The organism is Kitasatospora sp. NPDC057738 (assembly GCF_042798815.1).
GTDB lineage: Bacteria > Actinomycetota > Actinomycetes > Streptomycetales > Streptomycetaceae > Kitasatospora > Kitasatospora lactacystinica.
In genome coordinates, this window is the sequence record NZ_JBHVJT010000005.1 from 48,457 (window position 1) to 65,162 (window position 16,706).

The following is a 16,706-nucleotide window of genomic DNA, read 5'->3' on the forward strand; positions in this document are numbered from 1 at the left end:
GCGGTGCGGCCCGTCATCGGGCGGCCAGCCGTTCGGCGATGGCGCTCACGGTCCGGGCCCGGAACACCAGTTGCGGGGGGACGCGGCTGCCGGTCTCCCGGGACAGCCGCATCGCGACCCGGACGGCGGCCAGCGAGTTGCCGCCGATCCGGAAGAAGTTGTCCTCGCGGCCGACCTCGGCGAGGTCGAGGACCTCGCGCATCGCCTCGGCGACCAGGCGTTCGGCCTCGGTCAGCGGGTCGGCGGCCCCGGTCGTCCCGGAGCCGTCGACGGCCCCCGTGGCGTCGGCGGCCCGGCGGCCGGCCGGGGCGGGCAGCGCCTTGCGGTCCACCTTGCCGTTGTGGTTGAGCGGCAGGGCGTCCAGGACGTCGAGGGTCGCGGGCACCATGTGCTCGGGCAGCAGGGCGGCCAGGTGGTCGAGCAGCGCGTCCGGGGCGGGGGCGCCGGCGGCGACGGTCACGTAGGCGGCGAGCCTGCGGTCGCCCGGGGCGGGCTCGTGGACGGCGACGGCGGCCTCCCGGACGGCCGGGTGGCGGGTGAGCGCGTCCTCGATCTCGCCGGGCTCGACCCGGAAGCCGCGGATCTTCACCTGGTCGTCGATCCGGCCGGTGACCTCCAGCAGGCCCTCGGCGTTGAGGTGGCCGAGGTCCCCGGTGCGGTAGAGGCGCTCGCCGGGGGCGCCGTACGGGGAGGCGACGAAGCGTTCTGCGGTGAGGCCTGGCCGGCCGAGGTAGCCGTGGGCGAGACCGCCGCCGGTGGCGTACAGCTCGCCGGTCGTGCCGGGCTCGACGGGGCGCAGCCGCTCGTCCAGGACGAGGACGCCCTTGCCGTTCAGCGGGACGCCGATCGGGACGGAGGCACCGGCGGTGTCGGCGGGGCCGACCCGGTGGCAGGTGGTCAGGCCGAGGCTCTCCACCGGGCCGTAGCCGTTGGCCACCGCCAGGCCCGGGTAGGCCTCCAGGGCCTTGGCCACATGGGTGACGGAGGCCCGCTCGCCGGCGGTGAAGGCCAGCTTGAGGCCGTCGTAGGTCTCCGGGAACTCCTCCAGCAGGAAGTTGAACAGGCTGGCGGAGAGCTGGAGCTGGGTGACGCCGTGGCGGCGGGTCAGCTCGGCGATGGTCTGCGGGTCCGGGCGCCGGCCGGGCTGGAGGACGCAGGCACCGCCGAAGCAGAGCGCGCCGTACAGCTCCAGGGCGAAGGCGTCCCAGGAGACCGGCGAGCACTGCAGCCAGACCTCCTCGGGGCCGAAGCGGGCGTAGTCCTGGCCGAGGTAGGTGGTGGTGAGCGCGCGGTGCGGGACGGCGACGCCCTTGGGGCGGCCGGTGGAGCCGGAGGTGAACATCACGCAGGCGAGGTCGGCGCCCCCGACCGGCAGGCCGAGGTCGTGCCCCGCGTACCGGGCGAGTTCGGCGGCCGAGGCGTCCAGGTCCACCTGCCGCCCGACCGGGAAGGGCACGGCGGCGTGCCGGTGGGTGACCACCGTGGCGGCGCCGGTGTCGGCGACCGCCCCGGCCAGCCGCTCGGCCGGGAAGTCCGGGTCGAGCAGGGTGTAGGCGGCGCCGGCCTTGAGGGCCGCCAGCAGGGCGACGACCAGCTCGGGCCCGCGCTCGGCCAGCACCGCGACGGTGTCGCCGCGTCCGATGCCGAGGCCCGTCAGGTGCCGGGCGAGCCGGTTCGCGGCGGTGTTCAACTCGCCGTAGCCGACGGTCCGTTCGCCGGAGATCAGGGCGACGGCCCGCGGGTCGCGGGCGGCCCGCGCCTCGAACAGGGCGTGCACCGGCACCTCGACGGCGGCGGCCAGGGTGCCCAGCCACTCCTCGCACAGGCCGGCCATGGTGTCCGGGGCGAAGAGGTCGCTGTCGTACTCGAAGCGGCCGGTGAAGCCGGTGCCCAGGTCGTCCACCGAGACGGACAGGTCGAAGCGGGAGACCGGGTTGGAGTGCAGGGCCCGGGTGACCTCGTGCCCGCCGACCGTGAACGGCCGGGGGTCCAGCGGGTGCAGCTCCAGCAGCACCTGGCAGAGCGGGTTGCGGTCCTCGGGGCGCTCGTCGAGCACGGCGCCCGCGATGTCGTCGAAGGACACCTCCTGGTGGCGGTAGCCGCCGATCGACACCTCGCGCACGTGCCGGACCAGGTCGCGGAAGGAGGCGCCCTCCTCCAGCTTCAGCCGCAGCGGCAGCAGGTTGACGAAGTAGCCGATCAGGCCGTCGAGTTCGGCCCGGCCGCGGACGTTCACCGGCGAGCCGAGCACCAGGTCGCGCTGCCCGGACCGGCGGTGCAGGGTGAGGGCCAGCCCGGCCAGCAGCACCATGAACGGGGTGGCGTCCTCGCTGCGGGCGAGCGCCCGGACGGCCTCGGCCACCGGGCCGGGCATCGCGAAGCGGTGGAAGGCGCCGCGGAAGGCCTGCTCCTCGGGCCGGGGCCGGTCCGGCACCAGCGCGCCGGCGGTCGGCGCGTCGCGCAACTGCTCGCGCCAGTAGTCCAGTTGCCGCTCGGCGGTGTCGTCCTGGTACTGCCAGGCGGCGTAGTCGCCGTACTGGACGGCGAGCTCCGGCAGCTCGGCGGGCCGGCCCTCGGCCGAGGCGGCGTACAGCTCCTGGAGTTCGGCCTCCAGCACGGCCAGCGAGCCCTCGTCCCAGACGATGTGGTGCAGGAGCAGCAGCAGCGTGGTCGCCCCGTCGGCCCGGAAGACCCGGGCCCGCACCAGCGGCCCCCGCTCCAGGTCGAAGGGCTCCAGCGCGGCCTCGGCGACCAGGGCGTCCACCTGCTCGGCGGTGGTCTCGGTGAGCGTGAACGGCAGCTCCACGAAGGGGTGGACGACCTGGCGCGGACCGTCCTCGGCGAGCTCGAAGGTCGTCCGCAGGCTCTCGTGCCGCTCGACCACCCCGGCCAGTGCCCGCCGCAGCAGCTCGGGGTCGACCGGCCCGGAGAAGCGGAACACCCAGGGCACCACGTAGGTCGGCGCGTCCGGGTTCCACTGGTCGAGGAACCACAGCCCGCGCTGGAACTTGGACAGCGGGGCGTGGGCGGCGCCGGAGCGGACCGGGCCCGGGCGCGCGCCGCCGGACGCGGAGGTCACCGCGGCGGCGAACTCGGCCAGCGTCGGCGCGTCGAAGATGGTGTACGGCGACACCATGCCGAAGACGTCGAAGACCCGGCCCACCACCCGCACGGCCGTCAGCGAATCGCCGCCCAGGTGGAAGAAGTTGTCGTCGGCGCCGACCTCCGGCACCCCGAGCACGTCCGCCCAGACCGCCGCGATCAGCTGCTCGGCGGGGGTGCGCGGCGGGCGGCCGGCCGGCTTGCCCTGCGGCACGGTCCGCGGCTCGGGCAGCGCCCCGCGGTCCACCTTGCCGCCGGCCGTCAGCGGGAAGGCGTCCAGCGCGGTGAGCGTCGCCGGGACCATGTGCTCGGGCAGCCGCTCGGCCAGCCAGGCCCGGGCCTCGGCGTACCCCGGCGCGGCGCCGGTGACGTACGCGGCGAGCCGGCCCTCGTGCGCCACCACGACGCAGCCGGTGACACCGGGGTGACCGGCCAGCACCTGCTCGATCTCGCCCGGCTCGACCCGGAAGCCGCGGATCTTCACCTGGTGGTCGCCGCGGCCGAGGAACTCCAGCGGGCCGTCCTCGGCGGTGCGGCGCACCAGGTCGCCGGTGCGGTACATCCGGGCCCCGCGGGCCCCGTCGGCCGCCGCGAACGGGTCGGCGACGAAGCGGCCGGCGGTGAGGCCGGGACGACCGAGGTAGCCGGAGGCCAGCAGCGGCCCCCCGACGTACAGTTCGCCCGCCTCGCCGGGCGGCACCGGCCGCAGCCGCCCGTCCAGCACGTGGAGGCGGCGCGCGCCGACCCCGGTGCCGATCGGCACCCGGGCGGCTGGCTGCTCCGGCGTGCCGTCGAGCCGGTGGGTGGTGGCGGTGACCACGGTCTCGGTCGGGCCGTAGGCGTTCAGCAGCGGCACCCCGGTCGCCGACCACCAGGCGGCGGCGGTGGCGGGCTCCAGCTTGTCACTGCCGGAGATCATCAGCCGCAGGGTGCGCGGCACCCGGTCGCCCAGGGCCGCCACCACGTCCTGGAAGTAGCCCGCGGCCAGGTTGGCGACGGTGACGCCCTCGGCGTCCAGCAGGTCCAGCAGCGCGGCCGGGGCCAGGAGCCGCTGCTCCGGCAGGACCAGGCAGGCCCCGGCGGACAGCGCGCCGAGCACCTGCTCGACGGCCACGTCCACGGTCGGACGGGCGAACTGCAGCACCACGTCCCGCTCGGTCAGGCCGAAGGTCTCGACGACACCGGCCAGGTGGCCGGCCAGGGCGGCGAGCGGAACGTGCACGCCCTTGGGGCGGCCGGTGGTGCCGGAGGTGTAGATGACGTAGCCGGCGCCGGCGTTCCCGCCCGCCCCTGCGCCGATCTCGGTGAGCTCCTCGCCGTTCAGGGCGAGATGGGCCCCGGCGTCCTCGGCGATCCAGCGGTTGCGCTCCTCGGGGGCCTCCCCGTCCAGCGGCAGGTAGGTGGCGCCGGCCCGCAGCGCCGCGAGCAGCGCGACCACGTGGTCCAGCCGGTCGCGGCCGGTCACGGCGACCGTCCGGCCGGGGGCGAGCCGGGCGGCCAGGGCGGCGGTCAGGCCGTCCAGCTCCCGGTAGCCGACCGTCCGGCCGCCGGCCCGGACGGCCGGCCGCTCCGGGAAGCGGGCGACGGCGGAGGCGAACGGCGCGAAACCGGGCGCCGTGAATTCGGTGGGGAAACCGCGCGAGGACATCATCCAACCCCAGATCGTGAGAGAAATCGGCGACGAAAGCGACGATAGGGGGAATTCGACGGCCCTATCGGCAGAATGAGCGGAAGGAAATCGGCAGTTTCATCATGCCGCTTTCCAGGCAGGCCAGGGCTACCGGCCGAGGGTGTTTCAGGAATTCTCGGGGGACCAGACGTCCGCCCCGTCCAGGGCCTCGGGGGAATATTTCCCGAGCGAACTGATCAGCAGCCGGAGTTCCAGCGCCAGGCATTCCGCGAAACGGCGCAGACCGGATTCCCGGTCCTCCGCGACGGCGAGCAGCGCCGCCCGTCCGAGGCCCACCGCACGGGCCCCCAGCGCCAGGCTCTTGACCGCCCGGGCGCCTTCCCAGATCCGCCCGGAGACCAGCAGGGAGGGCGGCGGCGCGGCCGCCAGCCGGCGCAGGCACTCCGCGAGCGGCAGGCCGACGTGCGGCAGGAACACCCCCGGCGCCCAGCCGGTGCCGCCCTCGGCGCCGTCCACCACGACGGCGTCCGCCCCGGCCTCGTGCGCCACCCGGGCGGCCTCGGCCACGTCCCGGCCGGGGTAGAGCTTCACCCAGATCCGCACCCGCGGGTAGTTGTTGCGCATCAGCCGGATCTGCTGGCGCAGGATCTCCGCGGTGAAGGTGCCCGGGGTGGCGGCGCGCAGCACCCGGCCGTCGCCGAACAGCGGGTCCAGCCCGAAGCGGTCGCCGAGCGCGGCGGCGGCTTCCGCGTCCAGCACGGTCATCCCGCCCAGACCCGGCTTGGCCCCCTGGCCGACCTTCAACTCGAAGGCCAGCCGCCCGGATTCGAGCAGCGGCAGGGCGGCCGGATCGCTGTGGACGAGGTTCCACACCTCGGCGTCGGCGTCCTCGGTGCTCTGCTGCACGGCCACGCCGCCCAGCCCGTCCGGGAGTTGCTCGCCGTAGGCGCGCAGCCGGCCGAGCAGGGTGCGGTCGGCCGCCTCGCCGAGCCGGCCGTAGCCGTTGACCGGCACCACGTTCTCGCCGATCACCATCGGGATCCCGAGCGCCCCGGCCTGCCGGCTCAGGGCCAGCCCGAGGTCGCCGCCGGCCGCCCGGGTGGAGCCGGTCGCGGACACGTAGACCGGCAGCGCCGAGGCGAACCCGCCGATGGCGGTGGCGAGTTCGACATCCCGGTAGTCGGGTTCGCGGCCGAGGTCGATCAGCTTGGCGAGCCGCTGCGGCAGGAACAGCGGCGGGACGATCCGCAGGGCGTCGAGCGCGTCGTTCGGCGCGGGCTCCCCGGGCCGGCCGGCGCCGAACAGCACCCGCCCGTACTCCTCGGCGGGCGGGAACGCCGCGGCCGCCCCGACGCGGGCCCGCCGCCGGACCTCCTCCTCCGGAAAGCCGGGCGCGGTCAGGTCCTTCACGGCGGCGGCGCCCGCCCCGCTCCGCTCGACGGTGAGCTCGCTGTGCTCCCTCACGGTGACACCACCCCGGCGACCTTGGGGAACGCGCTGGCCTGCCAGACGGCGTCCAGCCCGGCGACGTACCGGGTGAGCCGCTCCACCCCGATGCCGAAGCCCGCGCTGGCCGGCACGCCCTCGCGCACCAGGTCCAGGTACCAGCGGTACTTCTGCGGGTTCTCGCCGGTCTCCCGCATCCGGGTGACGATCTCCGCGTAGTCGTTGGTGCGCTGGCTTCCGCTGCACAGCTCGCCGTAGCCCTCGGGCGCGAGCAGGTCGAAGTTCCGCAGCAGGCCCGGGTCCTCCGGGTGCTCGCGGTCGTAGAAGCCGCGCGAGCCCTTCGGGTAGTCGGTGACGAAGAACGGCCGGTCGCGCCGGTCCGACAGCAGTGCCTCGCCCTCCCAGTCGAGTTCGGCGTCCAGGCTCTGCGGGTGGCCGATGCCGCGCAGTTCGGCGACCGCCTCGGCGTGCCGGACGCGGCCGAACGAGCCCTTCAGGAGCTCGGCGAAGGCCTGCGGGTCCCGGCCGAGTTCGGCGAACTCCTTGGGCAGCTCGCGCACCGTGCTGTCGACCATGTGCACCACCAGCTCCTCGGCCAGCTGGACGGCGTCGTCCCGGCTCGCGCCGGCGACCTCCACGTCCAGCTGGTGGAACTCGGCCAGGTGCCGGCTCGTCCCGGCGGTCTCCAGCGGCTCCAGCCGGACGTTCGGGGCGATGCAGAAGATCTTGTCGAAGGCGAGCAGCGAGGCCTGCTTGTACAGGATCGCGCTGGTCATCAGCTTGTAGCGGTGGCCGTAGAAGTCGATGTCCACCTGCTTGGAGCCGCGCGCACCGGGGTCGGTGACCGGGCCGATGATCGGCGGCAGCAGCTCGGTGAAGCCCCGGCCGCGCAGGAACTCGCGGGCGGCGGCGAGCAGTTGCTGCTGGATCCGCAGGGCGCTGCGGGTGGTCGGGGCGGTCAGGTGCCGGCCCGGATCGACCGGGGGCCGGGGCGTGGTGTCGGGCATGGTCGGGGTCCTGTTCTCTCGGGTGGTCCGTGGCCCGCCGTCAAAGGCGCGGGCGGTCGTCGGTGGTGGAGCGGCGGGCGGGCGGGGGTGCTTGAACGACGGGCGGGCGGGGGTGCTGGAGCGGCGGGCGGGCGGGCCGGGCTTCGCGACCCGGCGGGCGGCTCAGCGCGCCACGGGCAGGCCCCGGGCGGCGGACGCAGCCGCGGCGGCGGCCGCGTACTCGGCCCGGCCGTCGTAGCCGCGCCGGACGTGGGAGAGGGCGGCCAGCAGCCCGGCCGAGCCGAGGATCGGCGCCCGGCCGCGCTCGACGAGCCCCGCGATCGGCATCGAGCCGACGCCGGACCAGTGCAGCCGGCCGTCCGGGCCCAGCGAACTGCCCGTTCGCCCGGCGTTGTCGGGGTGCAGGCAGTACGGCACGTCCAGGTAGCCGGCCGCGAACGCCCGCACCAGAGCCCGCCCGACGTCGGCGTCCAGGTCGAGCACCGCGCCGATCAGCGCCCTGGCCTCGGCCTCGATCCCGGTGTCCGGCACGGCGGCGGGTCGTGGCCGGCCCCGCTCCGCCGCGGCGGCCGCGGCCGCGGTCTCCAGCGCCCGGACGTTCTCGGCGACGGTCGGGATGCGGTGCGCCTCGGCCGTGGTCTTGACGATCAGCCGGGCCGCGCCGCCGCGCACCGCGAGCCGCGCCGCGTCCTCCAGCAGCAGCCGCGCGCCGCCGGGCGAGAGCGGGTACACGCCCATGTACGCGTACACCACGAGGTGCCGGTCGACGTCCGCGAGCAGCTCCCCCGCGATCCGGCCGAGCGCGGCCAGCGCCTCCTCGTCCTGGCGGGCGTTGGCCTGCTGGGCGTAGCTGAGCGAGATGCTGCGCAGCCCGTTCTGACGGAAGAACAGCGCCTCCAGCACACTGATGGCGATCAGCAGCGAGGGCGGGCAGAGCTGTCCCATCATGCAGCCGCCGAACGTCTCCAGGTGCGGCTCGGCGCCGAACTCCCGGGCGGAGGCGAGGATTTCGCAGCTGCGCCGCCAGCGCGCCACCGCCTCGTGCAGCGGGGTGCGGCCGTACGGCAGGCAGTAGGAGACCGGTCCGCCCTCGGTGGCGTCCAGGCCGGCCGCCAGCAGCGCCTCGACGATCCGCTCCGGCGCGGCCGAGCCGTGCCGGACCTGCACCGGGAAGCCCGCGTCCGCCACCCCGCGCAGCACCTCCCGGGTGACCTCGACCGGGTGGGTGACGATCGGGTAGCCGTTGAGGCCCGCGCCGGCGGCCAGGGCGCGCCGCGCGGCGTCGAGGTCGCCGGTGCGGGTGTAGCTGTCCAGGGTGATGGTGCCGACGGTGACGGCGGCCGCCCCCCGGGTGGCGAGCAGGCCCTCCCGCATCACGGCCGCCCGCGCCATGCCCATCCGGGGCTGGACCACCAGGGCGCCGGCCTCGGCGGCCTGCGCCACGAACGCGCCGAAGCCCGCCCGGGCGGGACCCGCCGCAGCGGGGCCCGTCACCGCGGCATCCGTCGCGGCGGGGCCCGTCACCACAGGATCCGTCACAGCAGGACCCCGGAGCGCAGCCCGCCGACGAACTCGCGGAACCCGGCCACCGCGGCGCCCTCCTCGAAGACCGCGTCGAAGCCGGCCGCCAGCAGCGTCCGCTCGCGGTCGGGGTCGTCGGCCCCGGCGATGCCGAGCTTGCCGCCGATGACGGTCGGGGTGCGCCGCAGTTCCGGGCAGGCGCGGAGGGCCTCGATCACCCGCAGGCCCTCCTGGAAGCCGTGCCCGTTGACGCTGCTGATCACGATCAGGTCCGGTTCGATCCGGCGGCATTCGGAGATCAGCAGCGCGTCCGGGACGCACGCGCCCAGATTCGTCACCCGGTGGCCCGTCTCCTCCAGCAGGAACTGGAGGAAGACCAGGTTCCAGGTGTGCGAATCCGAGGCCGTCGTCGTCACGACGACGTCCAGACCGTTCTGTTCGGCGTTTCCGTGCTCCACGACTCAGCCCTCATCGGTAGAGATCCTCGATGGCGTTCCGGCGCGTTCCCGCGGCGGTCCGGCCCCACGGAGAACGCTAGGAACGATCGGGCCCGGCAAGCGGCAGCTCCTGCGGCATTAAGCGGCAGAATCGGCAGAATCGGCAGCCGTTCGACGCCTCGCGGTCAGCCCGCGACGGCCAGCAGCGGGCCGTCCCCCGCCGGCCCCAGCCGGATCCCGGGCTCCTCCCGGACGAGGCGCCGGCACAGGTTGAGCACCGTGAAGCGCACGCCGTCCCGGGCGGGCACGCTGCGGATCAGCCCGCGCGACAGCAGCTCGTGCACCGTGGCCAGGCAGGCCTGCAGCGTCCAGCCGCTGCGGACCACCGCGTCCTCCCCCGACCAGTCCCCCGGCTCGTCCACGAGCACCTCCAGCAGGGCGCGCTGGCGTTCCGTCAGGCGCCGGATCGCCGGCTCCACCTCGTCCCGCAGGTCACCGCGCGCCCCGAACACCACGGGCGGCGCCGCCAGCGTGAACGGGACGACCGCCAGCCCGGCCACCAGCTGGGAGGTGGACTGCACCAGCGCCCACCCCGCCGCGCGCTCCAGCGCGCCCGGCAGGCCGTCCAGGCGGCGGCAGAGCTCCGCGACGGCGGGCGCCTCGGAGCGCTCCAGGGTGTAGCCGGGGCGCAGCCGGCACAGGTGCGAGAGCAGCAGCCGGACGGCCCCGACCTGCGCCAGCGCCTCCGGTTCGGCGTCGAGCTCGGGGGCCGGGACGGGCAGCGGCGCGAGCGGGATGACCTGTCCCCCGGGCAGCGGCCGGGCCTCCCGGGCGGTGATCAGCACCCGCAGCCCGGGGCAGCGGTGGAACAGCCCGTCCAGCTGCCCGGCGTCCACCCCGCCGTCGGCGCCGTCCAGCACCAGCAGGGCGGGCCGCTCGCCGATGTTCCGGGCGAGGTCGTCCAGCGGCGCGCGCCAGGGGTGCGGGCCGCCGCCGCAGTCCACCCAGCGCACCGACCAGCGGACGGCCAGGTGCAGCCGGCGGGCCACCTCCAGGGCGAGCCGGGTCTTGCCGACCCCGCCCAGGCCCACCAGCGAGACCAGCCGGTCCCCGTGCACGGCGAAGGCGTCGGCCAGCACCTCGGCCTCCATGTCCCGGCCGACGATCGCCCCGCGGGCCACCGGCGGGGCGGCCGGCTCGGCCACCGGCTCGTCCGCGAGCGGGTGCCGGCGGGCGGTCTCCTCGAAGTCCGTCCGGCTGCGGCCCTCCAGCCGCAGCGCGTCCGCCAGCAGCCGGACGGTCTCGTTGCGGGGCCGGCGCACCCGGCCGCTCTCCATGTCCCGGATCGCCCGCACGCTCAGGGTCGCGTGATCGGCCAGGCACTGCTGGGTCAGCCCGACCCGCTCGCGCCGTAGCCGCAGCAGCTCGCCGAAGCCCGCCGCCGTTCTCACCGCTTGCACCGACTGCCCGCCGTCCATGCCTCGTCTGCCCTTCGTGGTCCGGACTCCTCCTGGCGTCGGGACCGGTGGCGGCCTCAGCTCCGGGCGCCCGCACGGCCCGTGGTCCGGCCGTACGGGACCCGGCGATCAGGCTGTGGCCTCCGACCGGCTCCCTCCGGTTCCCGATGCTCCTGGCTCGCCGTCTACGCCCGATCAACGGCCGATCACCGGCCCCACCCACGACCTTCACCCGGGCCTCACAGGCCGTCCCGCCGCCCGTCCGGGCCGGACCAGGGCCCCGGCCGGGACGGCCGCGGCGGGGCGGCACCGATCCTCCCGGTGCGCACGCGAAGGCCCGGACCTCGGCGGATGCCGGGATCCGGGCCGGTGGCGCGGTCAGGGACGGGCCTGCTCGGAGGTCACTCGGCCGCCGCCTTGAGGCCGCCGTGGCACAGCCCCCAGATCACGAGGGCGTCGATCGCGATCAGGACGATCGCCCACGCCGGGTAGTAGGGCAGCCACAGGAAGTTGGCGATCATTCCCAGGCCGGCGAGGGCGACACCGAAGATCCGGGCCCAGAGGGCGCCGCTGAAGACCGCCACGCCCGCCACGACGATCAGGACGCCGATGATGAGGTGGATCCACCCCCAGCCCGCGCTGTTCAGCGAGTACGCGTAGTTGCGGGTGACGACGACCAGGTCGTCCTTGGCGATGGCGGAGATCCCCTCGAAGACCGCCATGAGACCGCCGGTGATCAGCATGACCCCCGCGAAGATGGTCCACCCGGACGCGTATGGGTGGTGCTGGGGCTGGGGGATCTGGCTGCTGCCGACTCCACTGACGCTGCTCGTCATGACGGTGACTCCTTCGATGGCAACCGCCTCGCGGACCGCGGTAGGCGGGAGGGTGGAACAGAAGTCCTACGTTCACGGTAGAACCGGATCCCCGTCCTGTCGTGGCGTCGTACCGGCCGCGGCCGCGGCCCGGACGGCCCTGGTGGAGCCCCGTCAGCCCTCCTCCCGGGGGTTCTCGGCGCCGCCGCCTCCGGAAGCGCCACCCCCTCCGGACGCCCCGCCGCCTCCGGGCGCACCGACCCCGCCCCCTCCGGGCGCGTCGAACCCGCCGGGCGCACCGCCCCGTCCCGGGCCGGCGACCCGTCCGGAGGCGGCGAGCAGGGCCAGGACGGCGAGGACCACGAGGAGCACCAGGACGAGCAGCAGCACGGTCAGCACCGTCGGGTGGTTCCAGAGGGCGAACACCAGGGCCACGATCAGCAGCGCCGCGAGGGCGAGCCAGCGGCGGTGGGCGTCGGTCCAGGTTCCGGCCCGTCCGGTGTGCACGCCGTGCGCGCCGCTCCAGCCGGCGACCGAGTCCGCGGCGTGGTCGGCCCCGCCGCGCACGGCCCGCGGCAGCCGTCCCGCCCCGGAGAGGTAGGCGCCGAGCGCGACCACCACGCCCAGGACGATGAGGGTGCGCAGGCTGACCTTCAGGAACCTCAGCAGCGTGTCGAAGACCGCGGCCGCGGCATCCCGGGACTGCACGGCGGGCGGCAGGTGGTCGAGGTAGTAGTGCCGGGCGATCACCAGGGCGATCGCCACCACCAGGCCGGCCCCCGCCGCGCCGAGCGCCGTGGACACCAGGGCCCGGCGCCGGCGCCGGGCCAGCAGGACGCCGACCAGACCGATCACCACGGTGATCACCGGCAGCCAGTTGCCCAGCACGTCCAGCGCGTGCGCGGCCCCGCGGACCTTGGCCAGCTTGTCGGACTGGAACAGCACCAGTTGCTTGTTCACGTCCGGGATCTTCTCGGCCGGTGTCAGACCCGCGGCCACCAGCTGGTCCTTCAGCTGGTCCACGGCCTTCCCGACGTCGAGGGTGACCGTGCCGTCGCTGACTCCGACCGCGCCGCGGCCGTGTCCGGTCAGGGCCTGGACCACGGCCGTGTGGGCGGCGCGGTTCGCCTGGGTCCAGACGGTGTCGAAGGCGTCGCTCCGCACGACCTTGGTCGCCGCCTTGGAGACCACCTGGTCCACCGCGTCGTCGATCTTGGGCCCCAGCGACTTGACGGCGGACGCGGCCCGGGGCGGCAGGCCCTGCGACTGCAGCCAGGAGGCCAGGTCGGAGGCGACCTGCGGGCCGTCCACCTTCACGTCCACCGCCTGGGTGATCCGCTTGACCGCGGCGTCCTGGACCGCGGGGTTCGTGGCCAGCGGCGCGACCGTGCTGACGTACCGGTCGGTGTCCAGCGCGATGTCGTGCACCCAGACGGTGAGCAGCGAGACCGGAACCAGGATGCAGGTCAGCGTGATCAGCACGGCCGAGACGGTGCTCCTGACGATCCGGCCCGCCCGGGAGGGGTGCCGGGGCCCCGCGGTGGCGCCTCCGTTCACCGGCCCGCCCGTCGGGGGCTCGGACGGCTGGGGTTCACTCGGCCCGTTCAACGGCCCTCCCGGCATTCGCTGCGCGGCCACGGCGCCGCTGGACACCATTCACGCCGCAGGGGCCCCCGCCCGGCACCCCGGGCTGGGCCACCCGGACGAGGAGCGCGACGCGGCCGCCCGCCCTCCGGCCGGGGTCCGGGGCGTGCCCGGCACCGGGCCGCCGCCTCACCCCGGGCAGGTGATCCGCCGGCGCGTCGGCGGCCCGTACGGTCGGTACCAGCGCCCGGCCCGCCGGGACGGGCGAGGGACTCCCCCGAAAGGAGCACCGCCATGGCCGAGGACGTCCTCGCCGAGACCGGGCCCATCGACTACGTGGTGGTCGAGTTCCCCGGCAACCGGATGACCGGGGAAGCGCTCCCGCTGCTGGTCGACCTGGTGGACCGGAATGTGATCCGCATCCTGGACTTCGCGTTCGTGCGCAAGGACGCCGACGGCACCGTCACCGGCATGGAGATCGCCGATTTCGACGGCGACGGCCGACTGGACCTGGCCGTCTTCGAGGGCGCCGGGTCGGGACTGCTCGACGCCGGCGACCTGAGCGAGGCCGCCGGGGTCATCGAGCCCGGCAACTCGGCCGGTGTGCTCATCTACGAGAACACCTGGGCCGCCCCGTTCGCCACGGCCCTGCGCCGGGGCGGTGCCCGGGTGGTCGCCAGTGGCCGGGTGCCGATGCCGGAGCTGCTGCACTCGCTGGACGAGCTGGACGGTGCCGGCGGGAGCGACCTGACGGACGCGCCGGGCGGCTCCGCCTCCGGGACGTGAACTCGCCGAGACACGAAGCCACTGTGACCTGAAGCCACCGAGAGGAGTACGCGTCATGCCTGGACTGCTGCGCGGTGTCGCGCGCACCGCCGTCGTCGCCGGAACGGCGACCGCCGTGTCCAACCGGGTGTCCCGCCGCCAGGCGGGCCGTTGGGCGCAACAGGAGGTGGTGGCCGAACCCGCGCCGCCGCCCCCGCCGCCGGCTCCCGCCGCACCCGCCGCACCCGCCGCGCCCGCCCCGACGGGGATGGACGCGAAGATCTCCCAGCTGCAGCAGCTGGCGCAGCTGAAGGACCAGGGAGTCCTCACCGAGGAGGAGTTCGCCACGCAGAAGCAGCGGCTGCTGGCCGGCTGACACCGTCGGCACGGCACTGAGCACCGTCGGCACGGCGGCGGCCTCACCCGCCGCGGGTGGTTCAGTGCCCGACGGCGACCTTGGCCGCCACGATGACCAGGCCGAGGAGCAGGTTGACCACCCCCTCGGCGGCGATCTGGCCCGGCGAGGCGCCCGCCCGGCGGGCGCCCAGCGTCGCCCAGGCCACCTGCTGCGCCACGGCGACGCCGAGGGCGAGCCAGGCGTTCTCCCCCGCCCCCAGCCACGGGCTGACCAGCACCGCCAGGGCGGGCAGCGCCGACGCCTCCACCAGCGGCCACTCGTGCCGGCCGACCTCGCGCACCTGGCTCCAGGCGACCTGGCGGCCGGCCTCTCGCTCCCCGGCCACCAGCGCGTAGACGTGCGCGATCCAGAACACGATCCCGGTGATCACCAGCAGCAGGATGAGCGACAGCCGGGGGTGCGGTTCGGTGAGGCTGGAGGCCGCGATCACGGAGGCGGCGAGCATCGAGCCGTACACCGCTCCGGCGTAGTCGGTCCGCTTCCGGATTCCGCCCCGGGCCGGGTCGCGCGGGGCGGGGGTACGACCGCGGGCCGTTGTCACGAAGCCTGCTCCCGTCATCGCCGCGGAGACGGCCGATGGGGTCCGTCGCGGCCATCATCACCCGCACCGCGGGTTCCGGCACGGCCGCGGTCACCCACCCCGGGTGACCCGGGCTCCGGCCACCGCCCCTAGCGTGAGGGAAGGATGTTTCCCTCCCCTCCCCCCGCAAGGAGGCGAGCCCCGTGCTCGGTAGCCACCACCAGGCGTCACGTCCCACCACCACGACCTCACCCGACGAGCTCGGACGCGTCGGATGGATCGTGCTCGGCATCTCGATGCTCATGGCCGGCGCGATCGGCCACGCGCTGTCCGGCATCGCCGCGATCGCGAGGGAACTCCTGCGCCCCGCGCCGCAGCGCGCGCCCACGCCCGCCCGCCCCGTGCACCCCGCCGACCTCGACGTCAAGGAGAAGAGCGGCTGGATCCTCATCAGCCTCCTGTTCGTCCTGACCGGCACGATGGCACACGCCGTCGCGCACGTCGTCGAGACGATCAGACAGGCCACCCACGCGACGCACGGGCAGGTGCGGGCATGACGTCGGCACCGACCGGGGCACCCGGCCGGCCCCCGGGAGCCGACGACGGCGAGCGGGTGGACCCGCCGGCCGCCGACCCGGTCTCGGCGGGGCGGCGGGCCCGCCGGACCGTGCCGCGCTCGGCCCACGGGGCCTGGACCCCCGGGCCGGACCGCGCGGACCCCGTCGACGTCCTGGAGGCCCAGGCCGCCACCCGCGTCCCGGAGCTCGTACCGATCCGCTACGGCCGGATGGCGGCCTCCCGGTTCGCCTTCCTGCGCGGCGCGCCCGCCATCATGGCCGCGGACCTCGCCGCCGCCCCGAACACCGGCCTCACCGTCCAGCTCTGCGGGGACGCCCACCTGTGCAACTTCGGGCTCTTCGCCTCGCCGGAGCGCGCCCTGCTCTTCGACCTCAACGACTTCGACGAGACGCTGCCCGGCCCCTTCGAGTGGGACGTCAAACGCCTGGCCGCCAGCATCGCCGTGGCCGCGCGCGAGAACGGGGAGTCCGACGGGTCCGCCCGCGCCGTGGCGCTCTCGTCCGCCCGGGCGTACCGGCTCGCCATGCGACGGCTCGCCGGCCTCGGTGAACTCGACGTCTGGTACGAACGGGTGGACACCGCCGAACTCCTGCCGCTGATCCAGGCGTCGAAGTACCGCAAGCGGGTGCGGACCACGATCGCCAAGGCACGCTCGCGCACCAGCCTGCAGGCCCTGGCCAAACTCACCGAGCCCGGCCCGGACGGCGAACCCCGGATCGTCGCCGACCCGCCGCTGCTGGAGCCGATAGACCGCGACGACCTGCCCCGCCTGCAGCAGATCCTCCTGGACTACCGGGACACCCTGCCGGAGGAGCGGGCGGCGCTGCTCGACCGCTTCGAGCTGATCGACGCGGCCCGCAAGGTGGTCGGCGTGGGCAGCGTGGGCACCCGCTGCCACATCGGCCTGTTCCGCGCCCGCGCCACCGGCGAACCGCTGTTCCTCCAGGTGAAGGAGGCCGAACGGTCCGTGCTGGAACCGCACCTCGCGCCCAGCGCCCACCGGCACCAGGGCCGGCGGGTGGTCGCCGGCCAGCGCCGTCTCCAGGCCGTCAGCGACATCTTCCTCGGCTGGGCCACCGGCCCCGCCGGCCGCCACTTCTACTGGCGCCAGCTGCGCGACATGAAGGGCTCCGCCGTCATCGAGGGCATGCCCAAGGACCTGCTGGACGGGTACGCCGAGCTGTGCGGCCGCACCCTCGCCCGCGGACACGCCCGCACCGGGGACCGCGTCGCCATCGCGGCGTACCTCGGTTCCGGCGACGTCTTCGACCGTGCCATCGCCGACTTCGCCCTCACCTACGCCGACCTGACCGGCGCCGACCACGCCGCGCTCACCGCCGCGATCGACAGCGGCCGGATCACCGCCCGGCCCGGGGTGTGAGCCGCCCCCGGAGGGCGGGGCGGCCGGCGTCGGCGTCGGCGTCC

The 16,706-nt window shown here is 75.4% G+C and carries 13 protein-coding genes; 4 read left to right on the forward strand and 9 right to left on the reverse strand.

Going from position 1 to position 16,706, the window contains the following annotated elements; translation table 11 throughout:
* Positions 1-13 precede the first annotated feature (13 nt).
* From ACFVGO_RS04180 to ACFVGO_RS04215, 8 genes are all read right to left on the reverse strand, one after another.
* On the reverse strand, positions 14-4,753 hold the full coding sequence (locus ACFVGO_RS04180; protein ID WP_380630812.1) for an amino acid adenylation domain-containing protein: 4,740 nt from the start codon (positions 4,751-4,753) through the stop codon (positions 14-16).
* 144 nt (positions 4,754-4,897) lie between these two features.
* Positions 4,898-6,142 carry a glutamate synthase-related protein gene (locus tag ACFVGO_RS04185; protein WP_359898340.1) on the reverse strand — a complete coding sequence of 415 codons (1,245 nt, stop codon included), beginning with the start codon at positions 6,140-6,142 and terminating at the stop codon, positions 4,898-4,900.
* Positions 6,143-6,192: 50 nt separating this feature from the next.
* On the reverse strand, positions 6,193-7,185 hold the full coding sequence (locus ACFVGO_RS04190) for an asparagine synthetase A (RefSeq protein WP_359898265.1): 993 nt from the start codon (positions 7,183-7,185) through the stop codon (positions 6,193-6,195).
* Positions 7,186-7,347: 162 nt separating this feature from the next.
* Positions 7,348-8,679, reverse strand: a complete 1,332-nt coding sequence (locus ACFVGO_RS04195; protein WP_380350832.1) for a methylaspartate mutase — start codon at positions 8,677-8,679, stop codon at positions 7,348-7,350.
* Positions 8,680-8,720: 41 nt separating this feature from the next.
* Entirely contained in the window at positions 8,721-9,164 is a 444-nt protein-coding gene (locus tag ACFVGO_RS04200) for a cobalamin-dependent protein (protein ID WP_359898267.1), read from the reverse strand.
* 164 nt (positions 9,165-9,328) lie between these two features.
* Positions 9,329-10,603 carry a helix-turn-helix domain-containing protein gene (locus ACFVGO_RS04205; protein WP_359898268.1) on the reverse strand — a complete coding sequence of 425 codons (1,275 nt, stop codon included), beginning with the start codon at positions 10,601-10,603 and terminating at the stop codon, positions 9,329-9,331.
* Positions 10,604-11,001: 398 nt separating this feature from the next.
* Positions 11,002-11,436 carry a hypothetical protein gene (locus ACFVGO_RS04210; protein WP_359898269.1) on the reverse strand — a complete coding sequence of 145 codons (435 nt, stop codon included), beginning with the start codon at positions 11,434-11,436 and terminating at the stop codon, positions 11,002-11,004.
* A gap of 153 nt (positions 11,437-11,589) precedes the next feature.
* Positions 11,590-12,897, reverse strand: coding sequence for a hypothetical protein (locus ACFVGO_RS04215; RefSeq protein WP_380630813.1), 1,308 nt, complete (start codon positions 12,895-12,897; stop codon positions 11,590-11,592).
* Positions 12,898-13,293: 396 nt separating this feature from the next.
* On the opposite strand from ACFVGO_RS04215, the gene ACFVGO_RS04220 reads away from it, so the two are divergent.
* Positions 13,294-13,785 (forward strand): DUF6325 family protein, encoded by a 492-nt coding sequence (locus ACFVGO_RS04220; RefSeq protein ID WP_380350829.1) that lies wholly within the window; start codon positions 13,294-13,296, stop codon positions 13,783-13,785.
* A 55-nt stretch (positions 13,786-13,840) separates the two neighbouring features.
* Positions 13,841-14,140, forward strand: a complete 300-nt coding sequence (locus ACFVGO_RS04225) for an SHOCT domain-containing protein (RefSeq protein WP_359898272.1) — start codon at positions 13,841-13,843, stop codon at positions 14,138-14,140.
* Positions 14,141-14,201: 61 nt separating this feature from the next.
* On the opposite strand, the gene ACFVGO_RS04230 is transcribed toward ACFVGO_RS04225, so the two are convergent.
* Entirely contained in the window at positions 14,202-14,723 is a 522-nt protein-coding gene (locus tag ACFVGO_RS04230) for a hypothetical protein (protein WP_359898273.1), read from the reverse strand.
* A gap of 182 nt (positions 14,724-14,905) precedes the next feature.
* On the opposite strand from ACFVGO_RS04230, the gene ACFVGO_RS04235 reads away from it, so the two are divergent.
* On the forward strand, positions 14,906-15,259 hold the full coding sequence (locus tag ACFVGO_RS04235; RefSeq protein ID WP_359898274.1) for a hypothetical protein: 354 nt from the start codon (positions 14,906-14,908) through the stop codon (positions 15,257-15,259).
* Positions 15,256-16,662, forward strand: a complete 1,407-nt coding sequence (locus ACFVGO_RS04240) for a DUF2252 domain-containing protein (RefSeq protein WP_380630814.1) — start codon at positions 15,256-15,258, stop codon at positions 16,660-16,662. The genes ACFVGO_RS04235 and ACFVGO_RS04240 overlap by 4 nt, the downstream gene beginning before the upstream one ends.
* Positions 16,663-16,706 lie beyond the last annotated feature (44 nt).

Excerpts from the sequence above, each read along its gene's own strand:
- ACFVGO_RS04180 (WP_380630812.1), bottom strand. The coding sequence starts at position 4,753 with ATGATGTCCTCGCGCGGTTTCCCCACCGAATTCACGGCGCCCGGTTTC.
- ACFVGO_RS04190 (WP_359898265.1), bottom strand. The coding sequence starts at position 7,185 with ATGCCCGACACCACGCCCCGGCCCCCGGTCGATCCGGGCCGGCACCTG.
- ACFVGO_RS04210 (WP_359898269.1), bottom strand. The coding sequence starts at position 11,436 with ATGACGAGCAGCGTCAGTGGAGTCGGCAGCAGCCAGATCCCCCAGCCC.
- ACFVGO_RS04220 (WP_380350829.1), top strand. The coding sequence starts at position 13,294 with ATGGCCGAGGACGTCCTCGCCGAGACCGGGCCCATCGACTACGTGGTG.
- ACFVGO_RS04225 (WP_359898272.1), top strand. The coding sequence starts at position 13,841 with ATGCCTGGACTGCTGCGCGGTGTCGCGCGCACCGCCGTCGTCGCCGGA.
- ACFVGO_RS04240 (WP_380630814.1), top strand. The coding sequence starts at position 15,256 with ATGACGTCGGCACCGACCGGGGCACCCGGCCGGCCCCCGGGAGCCGAC.